General features: G+C 34.5%; 16 protein-coding genes and 3 pseudogenes. 9 read left to right on the top strand and 10 right to left on the bottom strand.

The window, feature by feature from the left end; translation table 11 throughout:
* Positions 1-1065: 1065 nt before the first annotated feature.
* The gene (locus tag RGRSB_RS07490; RefSeq protein ID WP_119260502.1) at positions 1066-2961 is read left to right on the top strand and encodes an ABC transporter ATP-binding protein; all 1896 of its coding nucleotides are present in this window, start codon (positions 1066-1068) and stop codon (positions 2959-2961) included.
* Between the two features lie 610 nt (positions 2962-3571).
* Here the strand turns inward: RGRSB_RS07490 and RGRSB_RS10775 are convergent.
* Positions 3572-3706: a hypothetical protein gene (locus RGRSB_RS10775; protein ID WP_269460776.1), complete on the bottom strand. Its 135-nt coding sequence runs from the start codon at positions 3704-3706 to the stop codon at positions 3572-3574.
* 330 nt (positions 3707-4036) lie between these two features.
* On the opposite strand from RGRSB_RS10775, the pseudogene psaD reads away from it, so the two are divergent.
* From psaD to RGRSB_RS07475, 3 genes and pseudogenes are all read left to right on the top strand, one after another.
* A pseudogene (gene psaD / locus RGRSB_RS11175) lies at positions 4037-4141 on the top strand (photosystem I reaction center subunit II); the annotation flags it as partial.
* A gap of 351 nt (positions 4142-4492) precedes the next feature.
* The gene (gene trpE / locus RGRSB_RS07480; RefSeq protein WP_119260501.1) at positions 4493-6013 is read left to right on the top strand and encodes an anthranilate synthase component I; all 1521 of its coding nucleotides are present in this window, start codon (positions 4493-4495) and stop codon (positions 6011-6013) included.
* Between the two features lie 87 nt (positions 6014-6100).
* Positions 6101-6343: a hypothetical protein gene (locus RGRSB_RS07475; protein ID WP_119260500.1), complete on the top strand. Its 243-nt coding sequence runs from the start codon at positions 6101-6103 to the stop codon at positions 6341-6343.
* A gap of 193 nt (positions 6344-6536) precedes the next feature.
* Here the strand turns inward: RGRSB_RS07475 and speA are convergent, their stop codons facing one another.
* The 4 genes from speA to RGRSB_RS07455 form a co-directional block, all read right to left on the bottom strand.
* Entirely contained in the window at positions 6537-8525 is a 1989-nt protein-coding gene (speA, locus tag RGRSB_RS07470) for a biosynthetic arginine decarboxylase (protein WP_119260499.1), read from the bottom strand.
* Between the two features lie 43 nt (positions 8526-8568).
* A complete protein-coding gene (gene folP / locus RGRSB_RS07465; RefSeq protein WP_119261010.1) occupies positions 8569-9408 on the bottom strand; it encodes a dihydropteroate synthase in 840 nt (279 codons plus the stop codon).
* Between the two features lie 86 nt (positions 9409-9494).
* Positions 9495-10220: a triose-phosphate isomerase gene (tpiA, locus tag RGRSB_RS07460; RefSeq protein WP_172582072.1), complete on the bottom strand. Its 726-nt coding sequence runs from the start codon at positions 10218-10220 to the stop codon at positions 9495-9497.
* Between the two features lie 1060 nt (positions 10221-11280).
* On the bottom strand, positions 11281-11430 hold the full coding sequence (locus RGRSB_RS07455; RefSeq protein ID WP_119260497.1) for an isochorismate synthase: 150 nt from the start codon (positions 11428-11430) through the stop codon (positions 11281-11283).
* An 810-nt stretch (positions 11431-12240) separates the two neighbouring features.
* Here RGRSB_RS07455 and RGRSB_RS07450 point away from each other — a divergent pair.
* The 5 genes and pseudogenes from RGRSB_RS07450 (at position 12241) to RGRSB_RS11265 (ending at position 17977) form a co-directional block, all read left to right on the top strand.
* A pseudogene (locus RGRSB_RS07450) lies at positions 12241-13578 on the top strand (nicotinate phosphoribosyltransferase).
* Between the two features lie 36 nt (positions 13579-13614).
* Entirely contained in the window at positions 13615-14181 is a 567-nt protein-coding gene (locus RGRSB_RS07445; protein ID WP_119260496.1) for a nicotinate-nucleotide adenylyltransferase, read from the top strand.
* The gene (locus tag RGRSB_RS07440) at positions 14178-14903 is read left to right on the top strand and encodes an NUDIX hydrolase (RefSeq protein ID WP_119260495.1); all 726 of its coding nucleotides are present in this window, start codon (positions 14178-14180) and stop codon (positions 14901-14903) included. The genes RGRSB_RS07445 and RGRSB_RS07440 overlap by 4 nt, the downstream gene beginning before the upstream one ends.
* A gap of 17 nt (positions 14904-14920) precedes the next feature.
* Positions 14921-16609 (top strand): NAD+ synthase, encoded by a 1689-nt coding sequence (locus tag RGRSB_RS07435; RefSeq protein ID WP_119260494.1) that lies wholly within the window; start codon positions 14921-14923, stop codon positions 16607-16609.
* 1185 nt (positions 16610-17794) lie between these two features.
* Positions 17795-17977 (top strand): hypothetical protein, encoded by a 183-nt coding sequence (locus RGRSB_RS11265; protein WP_145961892.1) that lies wholly within the window; start codon positions 17795-17797, stop codon positions 17975-17977.
* A 1074-nt stretch (positions 17978-19051) separates the two neighbouring features.
* Here RGRSB_RS11265 and RGRSB_RS11165 read toward each other — a convergent pair.
* From RGRSB_RS11165 to RGRSB_RS11160, 5 genes and pseudogenes are all read right to left on the bottom strand, one after another.
* Entirely contained in the window at positions 19052-19237 is a 186-nt protein-coding gene (locus RGRSB_RS11165; RefSeq protein ID WP_172582071.1) for a hypothetical protein, read from the bottom strand.
* Between the two features lie 223 nt (positions 19238-19460).
* Entirely contained in the window at positions 19461-19601 is a 141-nt protein-coding gene (locus RGRSB_RS10190; RefSeq protein ID WP_172582070.1) for a hypothetical protein, read from the bottom strand.
* A 671-nt stretch (positions 19602-20272) separates the two neighbouring features.
* The gene (clpB, locus tag RGRSB_RS07425; RefSeq protein ID WP_119260492.1) at positions 20273-22942 is read right to left on the bottom strand and encodes an ATP-dependent chaperone ClpB; all 2670 of its coding nucleotides are present in this window, start codon (positions 22940-22942) and stop codon (positions 20273-20275) included.
* 722 nt (positions 22943-23664) lie between these two features.
* A complete protein-coding gene (locus RGRSB_RS07420) occupies positions 23665-24471 on the bottom strand; it encodes a glycosyltransferase family 2 protein (protein WP_119260491.1) in 807 nt (268 codons plus the stop codon).
* A 487-nt stretch (positions 24472-24958) separates the two neighbouring features.
* Positions 24959-25051, bottom strand: a pseudogene (locus tag RGRSB_RS11160) (IS982 family transposase); the annotation flags it as partial.
* Positions 25052-25400 lie beyond the last annotated feature (349 nt).

Genomic DNA, 25400 nt, shown 5'->3' with positions numbered 1-25400 from the left:
TAACTGTACTTTACCAGCGCTGGCTTTTTACTAGAAAGCTTAAGCTGCACTAGAAAAGTTTTAGAGCATATTGAGTAATAAACTAGACAGAAGATCATCTAGTACTAAATCTTCTCTCAAAGAACACACTCTGGAATTAATTTTATAAAAACAAGAAATAAAAATGATGATCCAAAAAGAAGCAATGACTAAAAAACTTGCAAATGTTAATAACACATAAATCATAGCAATATCAAAAAAAACTAGAATAAATTGCTAAAAAATTTCTAAAAATAGACAGAGGTATCTAGACGAAGCAAAATTTGACGATCAATAAAATTGTCTATGATATGATTACAGTCCTGGAGGACAGAGATGCTGTGCCCTAGGATTCTAATAAAGAAAGAGATCGTTAGATTAGTTCTTTATTAAAAAGGGATAATTTTTGTACCTCTAATTGTTAGCGACGTGCAATAAAGGCTTATTTTAAAGATTGGTCTTAAAGTGTAGTCCCTAGATTTGAAAGTTACTTTCAAGAAAAATTCTAACGTTTTTGTGTCGTGCTATATAAAATAAATTATATTTAAACTCTGTTTTGTAGCTTAAAAGCCATACAGGTAAGGCATCGATGTTATTTTCGACTGCTTTAGTTTTTTATTCACCTAAAATATATTTCAGCGAAACTTGATGATTAGCTAATTTATTTGTTTGTTCAATTTAAATGATTATCTTTTTATAGTTGTGAGCCATATTCATATAATTCTGCGATTATAATATTAAGTATAATCTATTTTGATAGAAAAATGAATTTTACAGTAAGTTCAATGAACGGTAAGTTAATCCTGCTAGCTATCTAACGACAAAATTACTGATTTTTAGGCTTAAAGCGGTTAGCTTAATTTTTATCAAAGTGACTAATAATGCCCCAGTTCTTTAATCTTGCTAGTATTTTTATCGAAAAAGCATTTAATTATAGTTAAAAAGCTCAATTTTAAATTAAATCCTAATGAAAGCTAACTTAATTATTAAACCTCATTTAAGAAAGAATCCATTACAATAAATTTTAAACCTAATGGACTAGGAATTATGAGTAATACTATCCTCAACGTTTGTAACCTTCGTGTTGAGTTTCCTCAAGAGGGAAAATCTGGCCCTGTTGTTGCTGTAGATGGAATTAGTTTTCAACTACAACGGGGGGATATTTTAGGAATTGTTGGGGAGTCAGGTTCGGGAAAATCTATCACTTCTCTAGCAATTATGGGATTAATCCCTACTCCTGGTCAAATTATCAAGGGGGAAATTAACTTTTATCCGGCTAAAACTCCGGAAAAACTTAGCGAACTTAAACGGGATGCTAAAAAATGGCAAGATTATCGGGGCGGAAAAATTGCTATGATTTTTCAAGAACCTATGAGCTCTTTTAATCCGGTTTATACTATTGGTTATCAATTGATAGAAGCCATTCGACTTCATCAAGAAAAGATTACCAATCAACAAGCAAAGAATCAGGCGATTGCCCTTTTGCAAAAAGTTCAAGTTTTCCCTAGTGATGAACGATTAGAGCAGAAATATTTAACTAATATTTTTCCTAAAAAAAAAGATATATTTGGCTCAGTTAACAAACAAATAAGTAATTATATTACTCAGGAAAAAGAGGCTTTTCTAAAACGTTATCCCCACGAATTATCAGGCGGACAACTACAACGGGTGATGATTGCAATGGCAATTTCCTGTAATCCAACTCTTCTCATTGCCGATGAACCGACTACAGCTCTTGATGTTACCGTTCAAGCAGAAATTTTAAAATTACTGAAAGATTTATGCAAAAGTGAAGAACATCAAGATATGTCAATGATTTTTATATCCCACGACTTAGGTGTTATAAATAAAATTGCTGACAAAGTCATAGTAATGTACCAAGGAAAAATTGTTGAACAAGGCTATAAAGATCAAATTTTCTATCATCCTCGACACGAATATACAAAAGGGTTATTAGCTTGTCGTCCCCGTTTAGAACCTCAATTAGATCGATTACCGACTGTCGGAGATTTTCTAAGACCTTATAGGACTGATTCTCAAGGAGATAATCAACCCGAAAGAATAAAGTATAGAATAATTTCTCCAGAAGAAAAACAGCAACGTTTAGTAGGCTTATTACAAGAAAATGAACCATTATTAAGAGTTGATAACCTAACAGTTGAGTTCAGTAAATATAGATTTTTTGGACAAAAAAAAGATAGTTTTAAAGCAGTAAATGACATTAGCTTTGAGGTTTATCCAGGAGAAACATTAGGACTAGTGGGGGAGTCTGGTTGTGGAAAATCCACTGTAGCAAGGACAATTTTACGGTTAATTCCTATGACAAAAGGACAAATTCACTTTAAAAAACATCCCATTCATAAATATGCTAGCAGTAGCAAAGTGTTACGTCATTTACGTCGAGAAATGCAAATTGTCTTCCAAAATCCCTATAATTCTCTTAACCCTCGTTTGACTATTGGTCAGGCTATAGGCGAACCGATGGTTATTCATAAAACTGGAGGAAATGCTAACCAGAGAAAAGAACGCGTGGCTTATCTTTTGAATAAAGTAGGTTTAAACGCTAATTGGCGTAACCGCTATCCCCATGAATTTTCAGGGGGACAAAGACAACGGGTTTGTATTGCCAGAGCATTAGCACTTAATCCTGAGTTTATAATATGTGATGAGTCTGTATCGGCTTTGGATGTATCGGTACAAGCGCAAGTATTAAATCTGTTAAAAGACTTGCAACACGAATTGCAATTAACTTATATTTTTATTTCTCATGATCTAAGTGTGGTAAGGTTTATGAGTGATCGTATCATGGTAATGAATCAAGGAAAAATAGAAGAACTGGCATCGGCTGACACTATTGTTAATAGTCCTGCCAAGGACTATACTCGAAAGTTAATTAATTCAATTCCCCATTTTCCAGAAGAACCTTTTTGGTTAGGGAGTTAAATTTTTCAGAAAAATTAAGTTGCAAACGCATTATTTATTATTAAGATGAGTTGACTCTTTATGTGGTGTGTTATTCATCTCCTCTTTTTTAAGAAAGTCACTGATTAGGAGTCGGCACGAAGTCTACAATCGAACTTTATATTGTGTCATATTTGCTTTAGTCATTCTTATACCATGTATGATTATCCTTGAGAGCAGCCATTAGTAAATTATTCCAGAAAAAAGAATTTTGACGTGGACCTAAACATTTTCAGATTCTCTCCTCTATTCTTTTCATTTTCACCGAATAGAAATTAAAGAAAATTTTTAAAGATCGTAAAGTTTATTTTTTCGGGGATTTAGAATCAAACATCAGGGATTTATTAGACAAAGAAAATAGATTAATCATAGACAATACCTTCGGCGGCAATTTTAGAAAACTTTAAAAGTTAGTAGAGTAGTTGTCACACGTGTAAGACTTTGCAGTAGGACTTTATTGTGAGCTTAAGCTAAACAGTATATTAAAGTTACCAGTGCTACACCACAGTCAAGTGTTAGAGTTGCTTTGGTGGAAAAATCTCATAAGTCGAGACTATCTCTGGTATTCGGTGTTGTCGTTTTGAGTAAATCTTTAATTCATCTGTCTAGAATCGTTTATTAGTCCAAAAATAGGGGATATTTGGGAGTAAATACTGACCTCAAAAGCATTATCTTTGAAGGGATGATTTCCCATATTCAATAAGTAATTGTAACGATTGAACTTCATAATTACCCCCAAAGATTTTACTGTTCTTGATAGACCTAAGTGACAAAGCAAAACTCAGCGATAGGATGCCATATAACACCTTATTTAGGTACACAAAATTGCCATGGTATAAGAACTTGAAGTACAACGTCCTAAATAAGATGGTAGCACAGACGGGTTTGTCTTAAAAACAAAATTAACAGAAAAATATGCGATTATTTAGATTCGTAAAAAAGAGCAAGTTTTTGAAATACTTACTGACAACAGGGCTATATTAAAAAATAAATATACATTATATTTTTGGCTTAAAAAGAACATTATTTCTCTTTTAAGACTTAGTTAAAAACTAAGTTTAAACCAGAAAATAGAGACTGTAAAATATACTTTATATATCTCAGTAAAGAAGCAAAATATCTCCAGCCCGCTGATGGTTTATTTCCACAAAAAGTCGATTAAGTCCGGCAATTTAACAATTAGAGAAGGCATAAAAATTAATGATCACTTTGAACCAGCAACCCTGAAGTTTTCAGAAAAAGCTCCTTACGAAGTTTTATATCTTCCCAATAATCAGTTTTTCCAAAACCAAAATCATAATAAGGTTAAGTTGAACTAGTGGTCATTATCTACCAAAAGAAATTGCTTTTAGATCTAACACTTCAACATTATTATTTAGTGCAAGTGATCAATAAATAGATAACAGGTAACCATATCTAAACCTTTTGTATTATGTCTACTCATAGACGGTTGTTTTCAGTGCCTAGGTTACAATATAATATCCGTGGATAATTTCTTACTTCTGACTAGCTCATGATCCTCCCCGGTTTTGAAGAATTTTGCGCCTTAGCGCAACAAGGCAATTTTGTACCAGTCTATCAGGAGTGGGGGGCAGATCTCGAAACTCCTGTATCAGCTTGGTATAAGGTTTGTGGCGGTCAACCCTACAGTTTTTTATTGGAGTCAGTAGAAGGGGGAGAAAACCTCGGACGCTATAGTTTTTTGGGATGTGATCCGGTTTGGGTTTTAGAAGCTAAGGCTAATAGAACTACTCAAATTCATCGAGATAATTCAGTTAAGATCTTTGAAGGAAATCCATTTGACATACTAACCCAATGTTTAGTTTCTATTCGTCCGGTTACCTTACCTCAACTGCCATCCGGCATCGGAGGATTGTTTGGATTTTGGGGCTATGAGTTGATTAATTGGATTGAACCTCGTGTTCCTATTTATCCTTTAATGGAAGACGACTTACCCGATGGGGTATGGATGCAAGTGGATAACCTGATGATTTTTGATCAGGTAAAGCGGAAAATTTGGGCGATTGCCTATGCTGATTTACGGCAAGAAAACATTAACTTAGAAGAGACCTACCAAAAAGCTTGTGATCGTGTTACTGGGTTAGTCCTAAAATTAAAACTTCCTCTTCCCGTGGAAGCTAAAGCTCTAGAATTAGATCCTAAACTAGCCGAGTCAGATCTTTCAGAATATGATAGTAACGTGGGGCGGTCACGTTTTTGTAAAAATGTCCTCAGAGCGAAGGAATACATCCGTGCAGGGGACATCTTTCAGGTTGTAGTTTCCCAACGCCTTAGCGCGACTTATGATAATGATCCTTTCAATCTATATCGTTCTCTTCGGTTGATTAATCCCTCCCCTTATATGGCTTATTACAATTTTGGAGACTGGCAAATTATTGGCTCAAGTCCAGAGGTGATGGTTAAAGCTGAACGCATTGAAAATAAGATCAAAGCTGTCTTACGACCTATTGCTGGAACTCGACGACGAGGAAAAACTTCCATCGAGGATCGGGCCTTGGCTGAAGAATTATTAGAAGATCCAAAAGAAATAGCCGAACATGTTATGTTAGTCGACTTGGGACGTAACGATTTAGGCCGGGTTTGCGTTAAAGGGAGTGTCACTATTGATGAATTGATGGTGATTGAACGCTATTCCCATGTCATGCACATTGTGAGCAACGCAACAGGAGAGCTGGCTCCCGATAAGACTGCTTGGGACTTGCTTAAAGCTTGTTTTCCCGCAGGAACGGTGAGCGGTGCGCCAAAAATCCGAGCGATGGAAATTATCCATGAGTTGGAACCAGAACGAAGGGGACCGTATTCGGGAGTCTATGGCTACTACGATTTTGAAGGACAGTTAAATACTGCAATCGCGATTAGGACAATGGTCGTCCGCCCTATGGGTGAGGATCAGCATATTGTCTCTGTCCAGGCAGGAGCAGGATTAGTAGCTGATTCTGACCCAGAAACAGAGTACGAGGAAACTATCAACAAAGCCAGAGGGTTGTTAGAGGCGATTCGTCGCCTGGGCTGACTAACCGGATAGAGCCAGACTGATATGGAATCAGTCGTTTTCTTATTCAAACTTAATGGGGGCGGAGAGACTTGAACTCTCACGACCTTGCGGTCAACGGATTTTCATTCTCTTATAGCTTTCGCTACTGCCAAAACAGGCTTTGAGAATTGGACTCTCTCTTTACCCTCAGCCTTACCTGTTAGGGTAGCTCCCGTCGAGTCTCTGCACCTTCCTCGAAAAGTCCGAGGCTTGGCTCAGGATTGCCTTATCTGTATCTCAGACTTAGGTTTCCCTGAGTTTGAGAGCGGTCACTTGATAGATTTCTCTAACAAGGCTCAACTTTGTTAAGTCCGTAGCGTCTACCATTCCGCCACGCCCCCAAGATGTACTTCACTTAGTGTAGTTTAGCTAACTCACTGCCCTTCATCTTAACATAATATTCTCAATCAGGTAACTTTTTTCTTTTTTTTTAAAAAAAAGCATTCTAGGGCAATTTTTAGGATAAAAATCTCTCAAAATAAATTTACACGCATATGCTTAATTAGCCTAAATAAGTATAAAGATCAAGATTTTCTTTGTAATTACGCCATAAAATCTCAGATTCTTTTTGTGTAATCCGACCCTCTTGTACAGCTTGCTCAGTACGTTGACGAATTTGTTGGCTTAGTTTATTCGTGTCGTATTGAACATAGTTCAATACATGGGCAATTGTATCCCCTTGAACAAAATTATCAATCTTATATCCCTTTGAATTGGTGACAATATGAACTTGATTTAGATTACCAAAGAGATTGTGAAAATTACCCATAATTTCTTGATATGCTCCTACTAAAAATATTCCCAAATAGTAAGGTTCTTTCATGGAATATTCAGAATCAGAAAACTTTAGGGGAAGTAAATTATTATCTTTGTTCACTTTTGATTGCCGAAGCGGATGTAATTCTAAAACAGGTTTGCTATTCCGTAAATCAATAAATTGATCTATCCTACCATCACTATCACAGGTCAAGTCGGCTAAAGTTCCTCGTTGAGTAGGTTCTTCGTTTAAACGGTGAACGGGCATAATAGGAAACAGTTGATTAATCGCCCAAGCATCGGGAGTAGAACGGAAAACTGATAAATTAGCATAATAAATTGAAGCCATAGTTTTCTCTAAGTCTTCAAGATCATCGGGGATATAATCTTGATGTCGAATCGTGTCATAAATTTTTTGACAACAAACCCAGTACAACTGCTCTGCCTTTGCTCTTTCTATTAAATTCAAATAACCAAAATTAAATAGACTGATAGCCTCTTCTTTAAATTGAATGGCATCATGATACATTTCTTGGTAATTTCTCGGATTAATTGATTTATAAGTTTCCCAAAGATTACAAATAATCAAATTTTCTTCTTCTTCTCGAGGAGGAGGAACTATGCTAGAAACACTATTAGTGTGAAGTATATTAAAAACCACAACGGAATGATGAGCAGTAATTGCCCTCCCACTTTCACTAATTAAAATAGGTGCTGCAACACCAGCTTCTTCACAAGCTTCTTTAATTTCGGCAACAATGTCATTGGCATAATTTTGCATGTTATAGTTTTTTGATGCATAAGAGTTGGTCTTTGAACCTTCATAATCCACGCCCAAACCTCCTCCCACATCAAGATATTTCATGTTTGGATTAATTTTTGCCAACTGCACATAAATTTGACTCGCTTCACGCATGGCATCTTTGATAACACTGATAGAAGAAATTTGTGAGCCAATATGAAAATGAAGAAATTGTAAATAGAACAGAATATTCTTTTGTTTCAGATACTGAATTGCAGTTAAAATTTGAGGAATATCTAAGCCAAATTTAGCGCGATCACCTGTAGAATTTCCCCAACGTCCTGACCCTTTGGTGCTTAATTTTACTCGTATCCCTAAGCTTGCTTCAATCGCTAATTGTTCACTTATTTGTACTGTCAGATAAAGTTCTTCTAACTGTTCAATGACAATAACCAGTTTGTATCCTAGACGAACAGCTAACAAAGCGGTTTTAATATAAATTGCATCTTTATAACCATTACAAACAATGATTGAAGAATTACCGGATACACTTGCATTAGGATCTAGGGTGGCTAAAGCGATCATTAATTCTGGTTTAGAACCTGATTCTAATCCAAACTGATATGGTTTTCCATAACGAACAATCGATTCAATAATTTGACGATTTTGATGACACTTAATAGGATAAACTCCTTGATAGTGATTAGAATAATTGTAATGATTAATTGCATTTTTAAAACAATTATTTAATCGAGCTAGGCGATCAGCTAAAATTTCAGGAAATCTAATCAATAAAGGTAAACTAATATTTTTCTCTTGTAAAGATTCAACTAAATCAAATAGGTCTAGAGAATCATCCTTATTCCCTCGAGGAGACACTACCACATGACCCTCAGCATTAATAGAAAAATAAGGATCTCCCCAATCATCAATTTGATACAAGTTGCTACTATTTTCAATCGTCCATCTCGAAGAAATTTCTGATTTTTTCATAAAAATTAATCTGAGGTTAAATTCACTGAGTTATCGAAAAGCATTAACTTCGCCAAATAGCATCAGCTACTAGCGCTACATCTACTATTTGTGCTACGTCATGAACCCTTAAAATATCTGCTGATTGGGATATCGCTCCACAACAGGCTGCGGCAGTTCCCCAGAGTCGTTGTCTTGGGTTATTCTCTTGCAAAATATGACCAATAAAACGCTTACGAGAAACCCCTACCAGTATAGGCTGGCCTAAACTCCTAAACTCTGACAAACGCCGCAATAATTCTAAATTTTGTGAGTAAGTTTTGGCAAAACCAATACCAGGATCAATGATGAGGTGTGATCGCTTAATTCCAGCTTGTATAGCTAAATTCAGTTGATTATCTAACCATTGACTAACTTCTCCTATTAGATCAGTATAACCCGTCAATTGTTGCATAGTTTGAGGATTCCCTCTAATATGCATTAGGATAATAGGGACTTTTAACTTAGCCACCACTGTGAACATCTGGGAATCAAAGGTTCCTCCAGAAATATCATTTACTAAGTCTGCGCCTGCTTCGATTGCAGCATTGGCAACTGATGCTCTAGTGGTGTCAATCGAAATAGGAATAGACGTTTCCTGACGCAGTAATTTTATTAAAGGAATAACACGATTTAATTCTTCTCCAAAAAGAATTTGTTGAGATCCGGGCCGTGTTGATTGTCCCCCAATATCGATAATATCTGCTCCTGAATTAATGAGAGTTCTAGCTTGAATTAAAGCGGTTTCTAAAGTATTAAACTGACCACCATCACTAAAACTGTCAGGGGTTATGTTAAGAATCCCCATGATATAGGTTCTTTTTCCCCAATAAAAGGAATGTTGTCTTAGTTTTAGATCAGCCATAATAGATTCAGATACTTTCAGCATACTACTGCATAAGAAATAAGGGGCGATCGTTGCGCTCCCTTATTTCCGATAGACTCAGTTATTTATTGATAATTAACAATGCGTGCAAATCCTACCGGATCTAAACTAGCTCCTCCCACTAACACTCCATCAATTTCAGGTTGTGCCATAATCTCATCAACATTAGAAGGTTTAACTGATCCTCCATATTGGATAGTAACTTCTTTATTTGACAACTGAGAGCGAATGATACTAATAACGCGGTTAGCTTCAGTCGCTTCACAAGTCTCTCCAGTCCCAATCGCCCAAACAGGTTCATAAGCAATGACTAAATGACTTTGATCCAAATTAACTAAACTCTGTTTTACTTGGTTAATAATAACAATTTCTGTTTCTCCTGCATCCCGTTGTGACTTACTTTCTCCCACACAGAGAATGGGGGTTAATCCGTAGCGTTGGGCGGCTATACCTCGTAGATTGACTGTTTCATTAGTTTCACCGAAATATTGACGACGTTCACTATGGCCAACCACCACATAATCTACCCCAAGCTCTGTCAGCATTGTACCAGAGATCTCCCCCGTATAAGCTCCTTTGTCTTCCCAGTGGATGTTTTGCGCCGCCAAATGAATCAACCCACCACATAGATTTTTTGACATAACACCCAAAGCTGTAAAGGGAGCGCACAAAACTACTTCCCTTGTTCCGTTCACTTCTTTGAGATTTGATTTAAATTTTTGCAAAAACTCCAGAGCTTCCCCCTGAGTTTTGTGCATTTTCCAATTACCCGCAATAATAATTTTTCCCACAGCTATCTCTAAACATTAATTTCAACGTCTTTTGCAGTCTTCTAGTGTAATACCTTAAGGGGATCAGGGGGAAGAGTACACAAGGACAAAGTTTGGGAAAGAAGAGAATGTATTAAGAAACATGACTCATAATCACTTCTTTCAGTTCTTAATTCTTTTCTTTCTCAAACTTGAGATAAAAATCAATTTCTATTTAAATATTTTTTAATAGAAACTGATTCTTATGCTTTAACTATTAAATTTTTTCACCATATTTTTAAAAGAAGCTACAACAAACCTAACCTTTTTCTTAAAAAGATCTAAGTTTCTAACTCAGACAATCATATCTTTTTATTTCTACCGAACTTAAGATGCTAAAAATAAGCCCTACTCTATCATATAATTTTAAAAAAACTATAATCGTTAACAAATTATTCTAATTCTAAATTAGAAGTTCTAACACTATTAGAATAATAATGCTTTAAATACATTATTATTCTAATAGTGTTAAATAACAAGTCCTGGAAAATTTTTTTTAGCAAGAGATTGGTTTAGGATTAGAATAAAGTTTTACAGTTACGCTTATTCGCTAGAACTTGAACGGGAGATGATTCGAGTTTTAGAGAATATTTCAACAAGCAACTAAATGTCATCGTTATAGAGTTTTTATTGCTTTCCCTACTTAACTTTTATTGAAAGACAACTAAGACTTACTAGAACGACGATGGACAGTAGAGATTATTTACTTCAGGTCGCTTGAAACATCTAGTATGTTTAACTAAGCGATAATCTAGACTCAAAAAAACCCCCTCAGCAGTATCTATTCTAAGATTTTTCTAACGAATAAACTAGTTCAATTTAGATAATTCAAATACAAAACATCAAGGAAGAGTACACGCCTCTTAAACAGAGAAGATCTAAACTAAAACACACCTAACACACGTTACACACGTTTTAGTGAAGTATGTATGGACTAAAGAATATCCTGCATATTTATCTTCAGTAATCCCAGTTTGAAGAACAACGGCTTACTAGTCTAAAATCTAGTAATACTCTGTTAGATCATTTGCTTCTTTAAACTCTATACTCTATCAGATGTCTCCTGATAGATTGCAGAATCAAACGGTTGGACTCCAATATCGGGACATTCATCTTTAGTTGGACTAAAAATGCTATAAAAGCCTTCGGCAATATATTGAACTAAGCTTCGCAACATTTTATTAAAACTCATAACATCTGCCTCGTAACTTCCATGAACTTCATTAAAAACTTAACTTGCTAAGTTTTTATATTTTTTGGGTTAGAAGATCTTTCTTTAAATCTCCTCTGTTCCTGATTATCTAAGAAAATTTTAACCTTGGAACAAGTTTGTAATAAATATTGAAATTACAAGAATATACTTTGTATTTTTGTTTACTTTTATAAAGTAAAATGTTAGCTAGTATTGATTTATAAATAATTTAGTCTAACTATAATAGTAGTTTTTTTGTTGAAAAACCCCTAAAAAACTATTGTCTCTACTAAATCAGTTGATTTAATTCATCCGTATCGAGAAGAAACATTAGAGTGTCAACTGAGCTTTTTTCTTAAAAAAGACTTAAATATTAAGGAATTTCAATGACAACCCTTATATAAAACGAACAAGTTTAATCATTAATAGATCTACTCTGACAATTTAGGCATTGTAAGACAGTTTATAGATGTAGTGGTGCGTTGGATTTATTGAATCGTACTACGATATTCCTTTAATCCTATCATTCCTGTCCTAAATAAAAGCTAATCTCACAATTGCTGAGAATTTTTAGAGACTAAAGTTTTAACTAAGATGGATATTGTAAATTATATTGACATAATAGCAAGACTCCCAAAGTAAAATCTAATCAACGAAAGAAAAGTACATATTCAATCTATTAGGATACCATCTATGGTTGTTATGCACCTAGATTTAAACTTTTAAATCCAGTTAGTTTTTGTAGAATTTCCTTTAATTAAACGAAAGGACTCAGGATGATTGTATCTGATTTAGTAAACTCGATTGCCTATGTTTTCCCAAGACCAAGGATTGACTTTATCCTCTAATGATTATAGTTTGCTCATAGATTTGTACGAGCTAACCATGGTTGTTGTTACACCGGAGAGAAACTTACCCATCGTCGAGCGAGTTTTGAACTATTTATACATCATCTCCCAGAATTTTTTGGTTATTTAATTGCCATAGAACTCACTCAGGGTTTGAATTATTTAGAAAATATGTACTTTAGTCAAGAGCAACTAGAAAATTTTAAAAAACTAGAATTTTTGACTATTTACACTAAATTTTGGTTAATTCTAGCTTAAGAAGACTTTAAGGGAGAAGTTTAGGCAGTGCCTGAAGGAACGGCGGTGTTTGCCCATCAACCCCTATTGCGGATAGAAGCCCCTTTGTGGCAAGCTCAACTTGTAGAAACCTACCTTTTAAACACCCTCAACTATCAAAGTTTAATTGCTACTAAAGCTGTTAGAATACGTTATGTAGCTGGTAAAAACGCCTTATTACTAGAATTTTGGACCCGACGTGCGTTCAGTCCCCAGGGCTCAGTATGGGCGTCCAGGGCAGCTTTAGCAGGAGGGTTGGATGCCACAATGTGTTAGCGGCTCTGAAATTAGGGTGTAAACTTAGTGGAACCATGGCCCACTCTTTAATTATGGCTATCAAAGCTGTATCAGGGAATGAAGATGAAGCTTTTTATGCTTTTAGTCGTTATTTTCCAGGAGCTACTTTACTACTTGATACCTATGATACAGTAGCTGCAGCAGAAAGATTAGCGGAGAAAGTTAATAAAGGAACCCTAAATGTAACAAGAGTTCGCTTAAATTCGGGAGATTTAGCTGCATTATCCCAAAAAGTGCGTCGCTGTTACCCAATATTAAAATCTTTACCAGTGGCGATCTTGATGAATGGGGAATTGCCCGTCTCAAGAAAGCAAGTGCCTCTATTGATGGTTATGGACTCGGAACCAACCTTGTCACCGGCAAACCTCTTAACGGAGTCTATAAATTAGTGGAAATTGATGGAATTACTACCATGAAACAATCTAGCCAGAAAGCCACTTATCCAGGGCGAAAACAGGTTTTTAGGACCTACAATGAGGGCATAATTAAAGGTGATCGTTTAGGATTAGCCACTGTCTCGATTGAGAGAGCGGAAACTCCACTTTTACAGTTGGTGATGAAAGAAGGAAAATCTTTGTTTCAACCTGAATCTTTAGAGACTATTCGTCAACGAACTCAAAGGTCAGTTGAGAGTCTTCCCTCTGCAACTCGTCATCTTAGTCAACTCACTTCAATTGAGGTTAAAATTTCCAATGAGCTCGAATCGTTGTGTCAATCTTTAGGTTAGTTGATAGTGAATAGTTGAGCATTAATTATTAATCACATGACAAAAATTGCTCTGTTTGGAACCAGTGCTGATCCTCCTACCGCCGGACATCAATCAATTCTCCGTTGGTTATCTACTCACTATGATTGGGTTGGGGTTTGGACTTCGGATAATCCCTTTAAAACTCATCAAACTTCTTGGTCCCATCGTATGGCAATGTTAAAGTTATTAATTGATGATATCAATCTCCCCAGAAACAATATTTATCTTAGTGAGAAGCTAAGTCATCGATGTAGTTTGATTAGTTTAGCTAAAGCTAAGGAAATTTGGGGAAACAACCCTGATTATAGTTTGGTAATCGGGTCTGATTTAGTTAGTCAAATTCGTCGTTGGTATCATATTGAAGATTTACTAGATCAAGTCAATCTTTTAATTGTTCCTCGCTCTGGATACGATCTTATTCAAAAAGATTTAATAGCTTTAAAAAAATTAGGAGGAAACTATCAGATCGCTGCTCTTAATGCTCCTGCCGTTTCTTCAACTGCTTATCGAGAAAACCAAAATCAAAATGTATTGATTCAACCTATTCAAGAATATATTTCTCAAGAGCAGTTATACCGATGAATTTAGAGAAAAACAAACTCACTTTAGCAGCTTTTAAGGTTGAAGTAAACAATGTAATTTTCTCCATCGATTCTCACCATCATCAACTCTTAGTTTTATTGGTTAAACAGGAAGAAAAATTTTTTGATAATCAATGGAGTTTACCTGAAACTTTGGTAAGAAATAGGAAACCTCTGCAAGAGGCTTCCCAAAGTATATTTTTTGAAAAAATCAGAGGTAATAATTTATATCTAAAGCAGTTACATACCTTTGAAATACTAAATCTAGATCCAAGAGTATCTCTTGAGAGTTGTAGTGTTCGCTATATTTCTGTTAGCTATTTTTCTTTAGTTCGTTTTGAAGAAACAGAACTATTAAGTATTGACAATGATGATAGAACTACTTGGTACATAATTCAAAAGATTCCTCAATTATTTTTTGATCATAATCAAACTTTAAATTATGGTTATCAACGATTAAGTAATAAACTTGAATATATTCTTATTGCTTTTGAGATTTTACCATACTTATTTACTTTAAATGATTTTGATAAAGTTTATACAACTTTTTTAGAAAAAGAATTTGCTGATTATTCTAATTTTAAATCTCGGTTATTAAAATTAGGTTTTCTGATAGATACTGAAAGAAAAGTCTCTAGAGGTACAGGAAGACCTGCCAGTTTGTATCGCTTTGACGCTGAAGCATTTGCTACCTTTAAAGATAAACCTTTTATATTCATTTAAATTCAATAATATTAATCATGAAAATTGCCATTGCTCAACTTAATCCAATCATTGGAGATCTAGAAAATAACGCAAAAAAAATTGTAGAAGCAGCTCAATTTGCTGCTCATCAAAATGCTAGGCTTTTACTAACTCCTGAATTATCTTTATGTGGCTATCCTCCCCGCGATTTACTCCTTGATCCTAGTTTTATTAAATCCCTTTCTATTGAATTACAAAGTTTAGCTCAGAAGTCCCCCTCTCAATTAGCTATTTTAGTAGGAACAGTTACTCCTAATCATGGTGCTTATATGAAAGGAGAAAAGCCTCTTTTTAATAGTATTGCTTGGTTAGAAAATAGTCGGATAAAAAAGATATTTCATAAAAGACTTTTACCGACATATGATGTCTTTGATGAAGATCGCTATTTTGAACCAGGACGACAAAGTAATTATTTCGAATTATTCCCCGATTCCCAGTCATCTACTCCTTTGAAAATTGGTATCACAATATGTGAAGATTTATGGAATGATGAAAAATTTTGGGGAAAGAAATATTATGAGCATAATCCCCTAGAAGATTTGCTTAAAGTTGGGGTTGATTTTATTATAAATTTATCTGCTTCTCCCTATAATATCGGTAAGCAAAAGATACGAGAAAAAATGGTAAAATATAGTAGTAAATACTATCAAATTCCTATTATTTATGTCAATCAAATCGGTGGTAATGACGACTTAATTTTTGATGGAAATAGTTTTGCTATAAACAAAAAGAGTGAAATAGTTTTACGATTAAAAGCATTCGAGGAAAATATTGATTTCGTCAATTTAAATATCAAAGATAAAGATATTTCTTTATCAAAAATAAATGATGAAATAAAAATAGAGGAAGAAGAAATTTGGCTAGCTTTAGTTTTAGGGGTTAAAGACTATGTAAGAAAATGTGGTTTTTCTAAGGTGGTTTTGGGGTTAAGTGGGGGAATTGACTCTGCGTTAGTTGCTGCGATTGCTGCAGAAGCGTTAGGAAAAGAAAATGTATTAGCATTACTTATGCCATCTCCTTATAGTTCTCACCATTCTATTATTGATGCTGAAGCTTTAGTTAAAAATTTAGGTATTGACAGTTATAAGTTGCCTATTGGAGATGTTATGAAATCTTATAAGATTCTATTAGACCCCTTATTTAGGGGAACAGAATTTGGGATTGCTGAAGAGAATATTCAATCTCGCATTCGGGGTAATTTATTGATGGCTATTGCTAATAAATTTGGTCATCTTCTACTATCTACTGGGAATAAATCAGAAATGGCAGTGGGTTATTGCACTTTATATGGTGATATGAATGGAGGGTTGGCTGTTATTTCAGATGTACCTAAAACCCGTGTATTTTCTCTTTGTCGCTGGCTAAATTGTGACAGAGAAATAATACCTCATAGTATTTTAACCAAATCCCCTAGTGCGGAATTAAAACCTAATCAAACCGATCAAGACTCTTTACCCTCTTATGAGGTACTTGATGAGATTTTAGAGCGATTAATTCATCGCCATCAATCAGTTAGTCAAATTAATGAAGCAGGATTTAATTTAGCCACTATCGATAAAGTAACAAGATTAGTTACCAGTGCTGAATTTAAACGAAAACAGGCTTGCCCTGGATTAAGAATAACTGATAGAGCATTTGGAACAGGCTGGAAAATGCCTATCGCAAATCGTTGGAAAATTGATTAATACTAGCTAAGAGCACAATACTTCTATTGAATTTGAAATAAATTGAGGTAAAGTTGAACCATAACTTATGTTTATTAGGCTATCTAAAAAGTTAGCATCTTTTCAAGAACAATAAATATCAACCTTGCAATTTTTTTTGTTTAATTTACTGTCCTGATGATACGTTATTATTAACATATCTTTTGGACTTATATTGAAAATGTCTGTGTCTCACTGTATTGGAATAAACCTCCATGTCCAAGACCAGAATATTAACATTCTGACCACTGGCTAACAGGCGGTCCGATTCACCGCAACCAATATCATAAGCCCAACCATCACTGTCGACAATCTAAACATTTCTTGCTGCACTATCTTATCTAAGTTATTCTAGGTCAACCGTTGCTTCAATATAAAAATCAGTTCCTGTTGTTTAACGATATCTGCTTCGTAAGTCTGTTGTGAATTATTAAGATGTCGATTGCTAAACTTTTCCCTATCTTATCTGTAAGACTTTCAACTAGCTCAGAGGCAAATTTTTTTTTCTATCAATGGAAACACAAAAGCCTAAGCCAAACTCGGCATTATCTTCAAATAAAAATTAGACCATATAGGTCCGCGTCCTTTCTCGTTATGAATTAAAGGAGTAGTTGGCAAATTATCTCCATGGACGATAGTATGGCAGTCGCAAATGTGACTGCCATACTATCGTCCATTATTGGGTGGCTAATTTTATATAAGGGGTTTGCCTGCATTCTGCACAAGCACAAAAAAATTAAACAATGGTTCTTACATCTGTTGATAGCTAATTTTATTGAATTGTAAGGTATTTTGCTCCTGTATTGGTAATTGAAAAGTCATATTTATTGCTTTTAACTCGGATTAAGGTTTATTTTTTTCAGTACAAACATCTAGGCAAACCCAACACCAGATATAGTCCTCCGCAGTGACTTAGATAGTGAATTTTAATCAAGTTTTTCCCAGTTTAAATCCTTTGTATAAGTAGTTTTGAATATTTTTGGTACATTTGAGTACATTGGTCAATACTTATTTCTCATATACTTTAGACCGAATGACTACATAAGAATACACTAAGACACACTTACTATTATATTGAACACGGACATTGAGGTATCATACAAGTATTTATTGAATAACGTTGCAAGTTTTCCATTTTGCCATAATTTTTTTATTCCTCACAGATAAATGCAAATATGGTATCGGAGAGCAGATGTTCAATGTTGGCTGCGTCGTCATCTATCGTTGTCAGAACAGTTACTTAATGAAGATAATCTAACGCTAAGTCAACCGCTTTCATATTCATTTGTACAATTTGTTCGCCCTTTTTACCGTAAGTCTTACGACTATGTTTTTAAATTTGCTCGATAGTTTTTTATCGAAGTGACACTCCTAATCAAGCAGAAATACAGATTTGCTTTATTAGGAGTGTTAATAGCATAAACTTGCAGCTAATTATCAATAATTTTTTCTTAGAAAGAGCTAAAAAAATAACACTATATTTTTCAATATATAAAGACTATTTATTAATAAATAATAAGTTGTTAGTTAATTATTTTAAACAATGAATTTTTTGAAAAAAATTCATAAATGGTAAATACCAAGTGAGCGTTATTAACTAGGTTAATTAATTGAGCCAAGTAAATTTTAAAATACGAACAGATAACTGTTACAAAAGTAGATATTTTAGAGCCATATGCAAAGCATCATTGAACGTAATTATTAGTTTATTCTCCGATAGATTTAATTTTTTAAAAAAAATCAAATTTAGGTACAAATCATAGATTATAGCTATAATAACATTATTAGATTCTGTAAAAAAATTATAATTATAATTTAGACGGTAAAATAGAAACTATCTTTAATTATAAAAACAAAGTAATTTTTAAAAATTATTTGACACCAAACTATTACAAATTTGTTTAATACTTAAAAAGTGTTTTAGAAGAAAATCAATAGTGTTTCCCAACAACTATTTTCATATTTTGGATTTCAAATTTGAGATTAGTATCTGCTCCAAATCATTTTTTAAACCAGCAGAGACAACATCTAGACACAAAAGACTTACAACCGATTTAGGTTCTTTAATTCGGTCTAATATCGCTATTTATTTTACTATTTTTAGTAAAACTTTAATAAATTTTGTTACTTCAAATAGATAATCTAATATAATTTTGATGACTCCAACTTTTTTCCTTAGTTTAATAAATAATCCACCCCTCCGTGAGGGAGTTTACAACCAAAACCTATCAAAATAATAACTTTTTTTGCTTCAGGATTACTATAATCTTCAAACAAATGATATTTTCGTCTCGTTAGTTAAGCAAACTTATCTATTGCTTTTTGTAGCAGTTTCTCGACTAATCAGATAATCAAGAGTTGACGCTTGTTCACAGTGGGCAATCATCTATTTATCTTTAGTCAGTGATCGCAAGACACTACCCTCTAATGACTCCACTTTCTGCACTTAATAGAAAGTTCCAAACCCATCAAAAATTTTATAAAAACCTGTGCTTCAAAACTAACTGCTGTTGCTATTACAGCTAAATCTTGCACAGATGCAGAACTTAACAACACAAACCCGGTCCTACGAATAGCTATCATATCACTATGATCGCCGAAAATAGACAATGCTTAGGCAGCCAGAGATCGCGCTGCGACATAGAGTACCAATTGACGTGGTTTTTTCTGCTATTTTGTAGAGATTATAAATTATCAATATATAAGGTCTGGTAAGCGGTAAATCGGTTGTTGATACTCTCGTTTACAATGCTTCATTAATAACTTCTATTACCCATTCCTCGCTTTGCGTTCCGACGAAAAAAGGTACACTCACCCGGAGGTTTGGTTATAATTAAGAAGCCCAAGCATCCGCCCATTTTCCTCTAGGTGACGAAGATGTAATGGGATAAATAGAAATCACTTCATTAACGTGATAAGTAACTCTAGCAATCGCTTTATTTTTATCGAAAGTGACATAGACTTGAGTGTTCATAGCGTTATGGTGCTTGTTCTTTAAGTTCGACAATTAGTTGATTGGAGGGAAAAATTTCTGTGACAAATACGTGACCATTTGTGAGTTATAAGTGAGAATAACTCTTCCCTTGAAGGTAAGTCAAAGAACTTTAAGCAAAGTTTGTTATTAAATTAATTTAAAGTTTATAGCAAGCCTTTTAGGACTGAAGTCCCTCATGTTTTCATAATCGGGACTTCAGTAATTATGCCTCTGCTCTTATGATCCAACATAATTAAAGAGTTTAGACAATTTATTATCTTTTTTTAAGACGTTTAATTTAATAAAGATTTTGACATAAATAAAAAATTATAAAAAAGAGGAATAGTTTTTTAATGATTTTCAAAAAAAAGATAATAAATTGTGAGCTAAAAAATTAGACTAACTAGTCTACTTACTGACTATCCGTACCAACCCTAAACCTAGTTTTTTTTGCTAAAGTAAAATCGAAGTTATCTAAATTTTTCCTATCATCAGAGTAATCGCCAAAACAGTTAGGATATTTTTCTGTCTACTATTGCCTTGAAACAATGGTTCAGAATATATTAAGCAACCGCTAAGTTGCTATATTACTTAGTGTAGCTTAAGAATTTGATAAGTTATGTCCCCACTTTTTTATAAAAAAACTACTTCTACAGAAGTGTTTAAGAACCTTAGGGAAAAATTACTTCAGGTTTCACTGTAACAATATCTTCTTCTGATTGTTTTTTACAAAATTCTAAGTTATTATTATGACAGTCAACAATGACTTGATCACCACAAACAAATCTATTTTCTAGTATTTTTGTCGCCATAGGATTTTCCAATTCTCGTTGAATAGCCCGTTTTAAAGGACGAGCTCCATAGACCGGATCATAGCCAGAATTAACAATGTAGTCTAGGGCTGAGTCTGTTAACTTTATCCTAATTTTTTGTTCTTTAAGTAATTTTTCAATTCGTTTGATTTGCAGACGCACAATTTGCCGTAACTCTGTTTTTTTAAGGGTATGAAAAATAATCAGATCATCGATACGGTTTAGAAATTCGGGACGGAAATGTTTACGTAATGATTGCAAAACTTTTTTACGCATTTCCTCATAATCTGTGTCATCTTGTGTAAGGTTGAGGATGTGGCTACTTCCTATGTTACTAGTCATTACAATAATAGCGTTACGGAAATCTATCACTCGTCCTTGAGAATCAGTAATACGTCCATCATCGAGGACTTGCAAAAGAACATTAAAGACATCTAAATGGGCTTTTTCCACTTCATCGAACAACACGACACAATAGGGACGGCGACGGACTGCTTCAGATAATTGTCCCCCTTTCTCATACCCCACGTATCCAGGGGGCGCACCTACCAATCGAGAGACAGCCTGTTTTTCCATATACTCAGACATATCGATGCGAACCATTGCCTCTTCTGAGTCGAAGAGAAAAGCGGCTAATGCTCTAGCTAACTCAGTTTTTCCCACCCCCGTAGGACCCATAAACAAGAATGAACCAATAGGACGGGAGGGATCTTTCATTCCAGCCCTAGCACGGCGAATAGCAGCAGCAACAGCGGCTACAGCTTCTTGTTGTCCAATAACCTTTTCGTGTAAATGTCCTTCAAGTTTAAGAAGTTTTTGACGTTCGGTCGCTAACAAACGATTGGTAGGAATACCTGTCCATCCAGCTACAATTTCAGCAATATCAGAGTCAGAGACTTGTTCTCGGAGTAAGGTTTTGCCCTGCGCTTGAATATCAAGAAGTTGGGTTTCTTTTGCTTCGCGTTGCCGTTGAACCACCTCTAGTTTACCGTATTTCAATTGGGCAGCTTTGTTCAGTTCGTAAGCCCTTTCTGCTTGTTCAACTTGTAGACGTAACTGTTCTTCCTCTTCTTTGAGAGTATTAATATCATTAAGTATCTGCTTTTCTGACTGCCATTGGGACGCGAGTTGTTCGTGAGTAGATTCTAAATTTTTTATTTCTTTTTGAATTCCTTCTAAGCGTTCTTTGGAAGCGCGATCGATGATTAACATTCCTCTTTGTTCTTCTCCCTCTAAGGAAAGTTTTTCCATTTGTAACTGCATTAAACGACGATCAACATCTTCTAATTCAACGGGTTTAGAGGTGATCTCCATTTTTAACTTAGCTGCAGCTTCATCTACAAGGTCAATAGCTTTGTCGGGTAAAAAGCGATCAGTAATGTAACGATGGGAAAGAGTTGCTGCAGCCACTAATGCTGAGTCAGTAATTTTGACCCCATGATGGACTTCATAGCGTTCTTTGAGTCCCCGTAGAATAGAAATTGTATCTTCCACACTCGGTTGTTTGACATACACTTGCTGAAAACGCCGTTCCAGCGCAGGATCCTGTTCAATATGCTTCCGGTACTCATCAAGAGTTGTTGCACCGATGCAGCGCAATTCTCCGCGGGCTAACATTGGTTTTAAGAGGTTGCCTGCATCCATGCCTCCTCCTTCACGAGAACCTGCCCCAACAACGGTATGAAGTTCATCTATAAAGAGAATAATTTCTCCCCCAGATTGGGTAACTTCTCGCATTACAGTTCGTAGACGTTCCTCAAATTCCCCTCGATATTTTGCTCCCGCGATGAGACTCCCCATATCTAGGGAAATTAATTTACGATTTTTGAGAGACTCAGGAACGTCCCCGTTAATGATACGTTGAGCCAACCCTTCGGCGATTGCAGTTTTTCCGACTCCTGGTTCTCCAATTAAGACGGGATTATTTTTTGATCGACGGGAAAGAACCTGAATCACACGACGAATTTCTTCATCTCGGCCAATTACAGGGTCAAGTTTTCCTTTTTTTGCTTGTTCAGTAAGATCTCGCCCATATTTCACAAGGGCTTCATAATTCTTTTCTTGGTTAGGTTCGGTGACTTTTTGTGACCCTCTAAGCGCCCTTATCTCTTTTTCTAAATCTTGTGGATCAAATTGAAAACTCTTCAAGCAACGTCGTCCAATCCTTTCATCTTCAGCAAATCCCATCAACAGATGTTCAACGGAAATATATTTATCTTGCCAACTTTCACGAGAAGCTTCCGCACGATCTAACATCAAGTCTAAGCCTTGTCCTAAGTAAAGTTGATCGACGGTAATTACTTTAGATTGACGGTTGCTAAAAACTTCTAACTGTTGTTGTAATCGAAGGACATCTAGGTTAGCTTTTTCTAAAATGCGAATAGCTAAACCTTTTTCCTGTTCTAACAGGGCTAAAACAACGTGTTCCACTTCTAAGGTTTGATGTCTAAAACGCCGGGCTACGTCTTGTGATTTGACGATTGCGTCCCAGGCTTGTTCTGTAAACTTACTTGAATCAGTTGGCTGCATTATTGGCTTAATTCCCTGCGGGTAAGGCAAAAGTTGACGACAATACGGTTTCAACTTATCCTAGTACTCTTATTTTAATCGGTAGTATGATGAGCGGTAGGGAAGAGGACGGTCCTAATTTCCGATCCTGTCAAGTTTTATTAAGAACATATTCAAATTAGATTCTCATCAAACTTAACTAATAGGATATCAATCTTCATTGAATAAATTTTTAACTATTCGTTGGGCAAATGATTCAGAAGATTCTAATTATTTTCACTTAATAACTTTCTTAAGTATAGATTCGTTTTCTTTCTTTAATTGTAAGCCATCTCCCTTTTGGATAGATTTAATAGTACTGGGTAGACAATGACGCAACTATCCCTATTCTTTATAAAGTCTGTTATTTTAACGAACGATTTCTATTTTAAAAAACATACAACTTTTATTTATGGTATCTTCTTACGTAATTAAACGAATAATTAAAATCAATAAATTGCTCTAGTAAGATTTTTTTGATATAAACCAACTACCATGACTTTAATCATCTTAGTTTCTGTCCCATTGATATAATCTTTCTAACTCTCTTGCTAGTTTAACATACACAAAGTATTTAGTTGGTAGCAAGGTCTTGGCTCTGTTAGTAGACCCAAACCAAAAGCTTGTTACCAACCTAGATTTTTATGCACCATATGCACTATTTTAGCTGTGTCAATTGACTCATTTCTAAATTTATATTTCCTTTAATTTGTTGCCCAAAATCTGATAGCATACCAAAGGGCTTTCACCCCATCCGTCCAATTAATTTTTTTACCCTCAGCATAAGATCGCCCATAATAGGAAATTCCTGCTTCATATAAACGCCAACGACGACGAGACTTAGCTACCTTAACGGTGAACTCCACTTCAAAACCGAAGTCATTACAAGTCAATTCTATATCATCTAACACTTCCCTTCGGAACATTTTTGTACACACTTCAATATCTGTTAAAGTTGTGTTGCAAAGTAAATTAATAAAGTTAGAAATAACTTTATTACCTAAGAGGTGATGAAAATATAAAACCCGATGGGGTTCACCATAAAAACGAGATCCATAAACCACATCAGCCCACCCTTCCTCAATTAATCGCCACATCCGTTTCCAGTCTTGGGGATCATATTCTAAGTCGGCATCTTGAATCAGGATAACTTCTCCTATAGAGGCTTTAAACCCTGTTTGTAAGGCAGCCCCTTTACCTTGATTACGTTTATGGAAGATCACTTGAACACCGACAGATAAGGAGCCAGAAGGCGCTACTTCTGATTGAGGATGATGAGTTTCGCATTCGATAACTATTAATCGCTGATTACTATCAAGTTCAATTTTCATCCTCTGGCTATTTGCTTGTCCAAAGGTTTGTAATAACCATTCTCTGGTTCCATCAGTCGATCCATCATCAACTAGAACAATTTCTTTAGAAATCCCTGGAAGGGATTGAACTACTTTGGTTAAAGAACTTTCTATAGTATGAATTTCATTGTAAACAGGAATAACAATCGATAATTTCATAAGAGATCTCCTCAAACATCCTTTCAATGGTTAATTTTGTTTATTGACCTAACTTTACTCTTTTTTTCTCCTTGCTTATACCAGTTTTTTTTTAGTTATTGCAAGGTTTCTAAAAATTCGGGGTGAATCAATTACAGTTGATAAATAAAGTTCAACGTTAGATATTAGCGTAACTAATATCTATTGTCATCATAGTAAGGAAAATTTTTTAAAAATCAGATTTTAATAGCTAACGCTACTAGGATTTTTTTAAAAATTAGTATAGATTAAATAATCTTGTCAATTTACACAAATTAGCCGTTTAAAACTAAAAAACTTAAGCTTATATAAATTCCATAAAAATAATATTTATTAATAAATTTTGTTAACTCTCATTTTAGTTTTTATTTGCAACAAATAATTAATTAAAGTTTTTAATCAATAGAGGTTTTTCAAAGACTTCTTGAACAATATATTTTCGATTTCTAAATAATTTTTAAATTAAACACTACGTTAACTCAGGAATACATTTATGTCCATCTATGTTACCTGGAGTTAACTTTAAAGCCAATAACTTACCGCAGTCGTTTATAATCCAATGTAGTTTAAATTTATGATGCTATTTCACATGATTTCATACTAACTATTGAACTAATGCAATTAAGTTTTTAAAAACTCAGTATATTTAATTACAATAATGATGACTGATTTTTATCAGAGTAAGTTTTATAAAATCAATTCCTATTATTTATTATTTATAAGTCAGTAAAAACTAGAGTATTGGTATCCATGTATCAGAGATAATTTTTATAAAAAAATATATAACTTTATCAATAAATATTTATTTAAATTAGAAAAAATCGTAAAGTATTAATCTTTAAAATTTTGATATTCTGACCAATTACAAGCAGTTACATTGCTTATCGTTTTATCTATTTTTAAAAAAATGG

The sequence above is a fragment of the cyanobacterium endosymbiont of Rhopalodia gibberula genome (genome assembly GCF_003574135.1).
Lineage (GTDB): Bacteria > Cyanobacteriota > Cyanobacteriia > Cyanobacteriales > Microcystaceae > Rippkaea.
This window is presented reverse-complemented; position numbering and strand designations above follow the sequence as displayed.

Excerpts from the sequence above, each read along its gene's own strand:
- RGRSB_RS07490 (WP_119260502.1), top strand. The coding sequence starts at position 1,066 with ATGAGTAATACTATCCTCAACGTTTGTAACCTTCGTGTTGAGTTTCCT.
- RGRSB_RS10775 (WP_269460776.1), bottom strand. The coding sequence starts at position 3,706 with ATGAAGTTCAATCGTTACAATTACTTATTGAATATGGGAAATCATCCC.
- trpE (WP_119260501.1), top strand. The coding sequence starts at position 4,493 with ATGATCCTCCCCGGTTTTGAAGAATTTTGCGCCTTAGCGCAACAAGGC.
- speA (WP_119260499.1), bottom strand. The coding sequence starts at position 8,525 with ATGAAAAAATCAGAAATTTCTTCGAGATGGACGATTGAAAATAGTAGC.
- folP (WP_119261010.1), bottom strand. The coding sequence starts at position 9,408 with ATGGCTGATCTAAAACTAAGACAACATTCCTTTTATTGGGGAAAAAGA.
- RGRSB_RS07455 (WP_119260497.1), bottom strand. The coding sequence starts at position 11,430 with ATGAGTTTTAATAAAATGTTGCGAAGCTTAGTTCAATATATTGCCGAA.
- RGRSB_RS07445 (WP_119260496.1), top strand. The coding sequence starts at position 13,615 with ATGACAAAAATTGCTCTGTTTGGAACCAGTGCTGATCCTCCTACCGCC.
- RGRSB_RS07440 (WP_119260495.1), top strand. The coding sequence starts at position 14,178 with ATGAATTTAGAGAAAAACAAACTCACTTTAGCAGCTTTTAAGGTTGAA.
- RGRSB_RS07435 (WP_119260494.1), top strand. The coding sequence starts at position 14,921 with ATGAAAATTGCCATTGCTCAACTTAATCCAATCATTGGAGATCTAGAA.
- RGRSB_RS11265 (WP_145961892.1), top strand. The coding sequence starts at position 17,795 with ATGCAAATATGGTATCGGAGAGCAGATGTTCAATGTTGGCTGCGTCGT.
- RGRSB_RS10190 (WP_172582070.1), bottom strand. The coding sequence starts at position 19,601 with ATGAACACTCAAGTCTATGTCACTTTCGATAAAAATAAAGCGATTGCT.
- clpB (WP_119260492.1), bottom strand. The coding sequence starts at position 22,942 with ATGCAGCCAACTGATTCAAGTAAGTTTACAGAACAAGCCTGGGACGCA.
- RGRSB_RS07420 (WP_119260491.1), bottom strand. The coding sequence starts at position 24,471 with ATGAAATTATCGATTGTTATTCCTGTTTACAATGAAATTCATACTATA.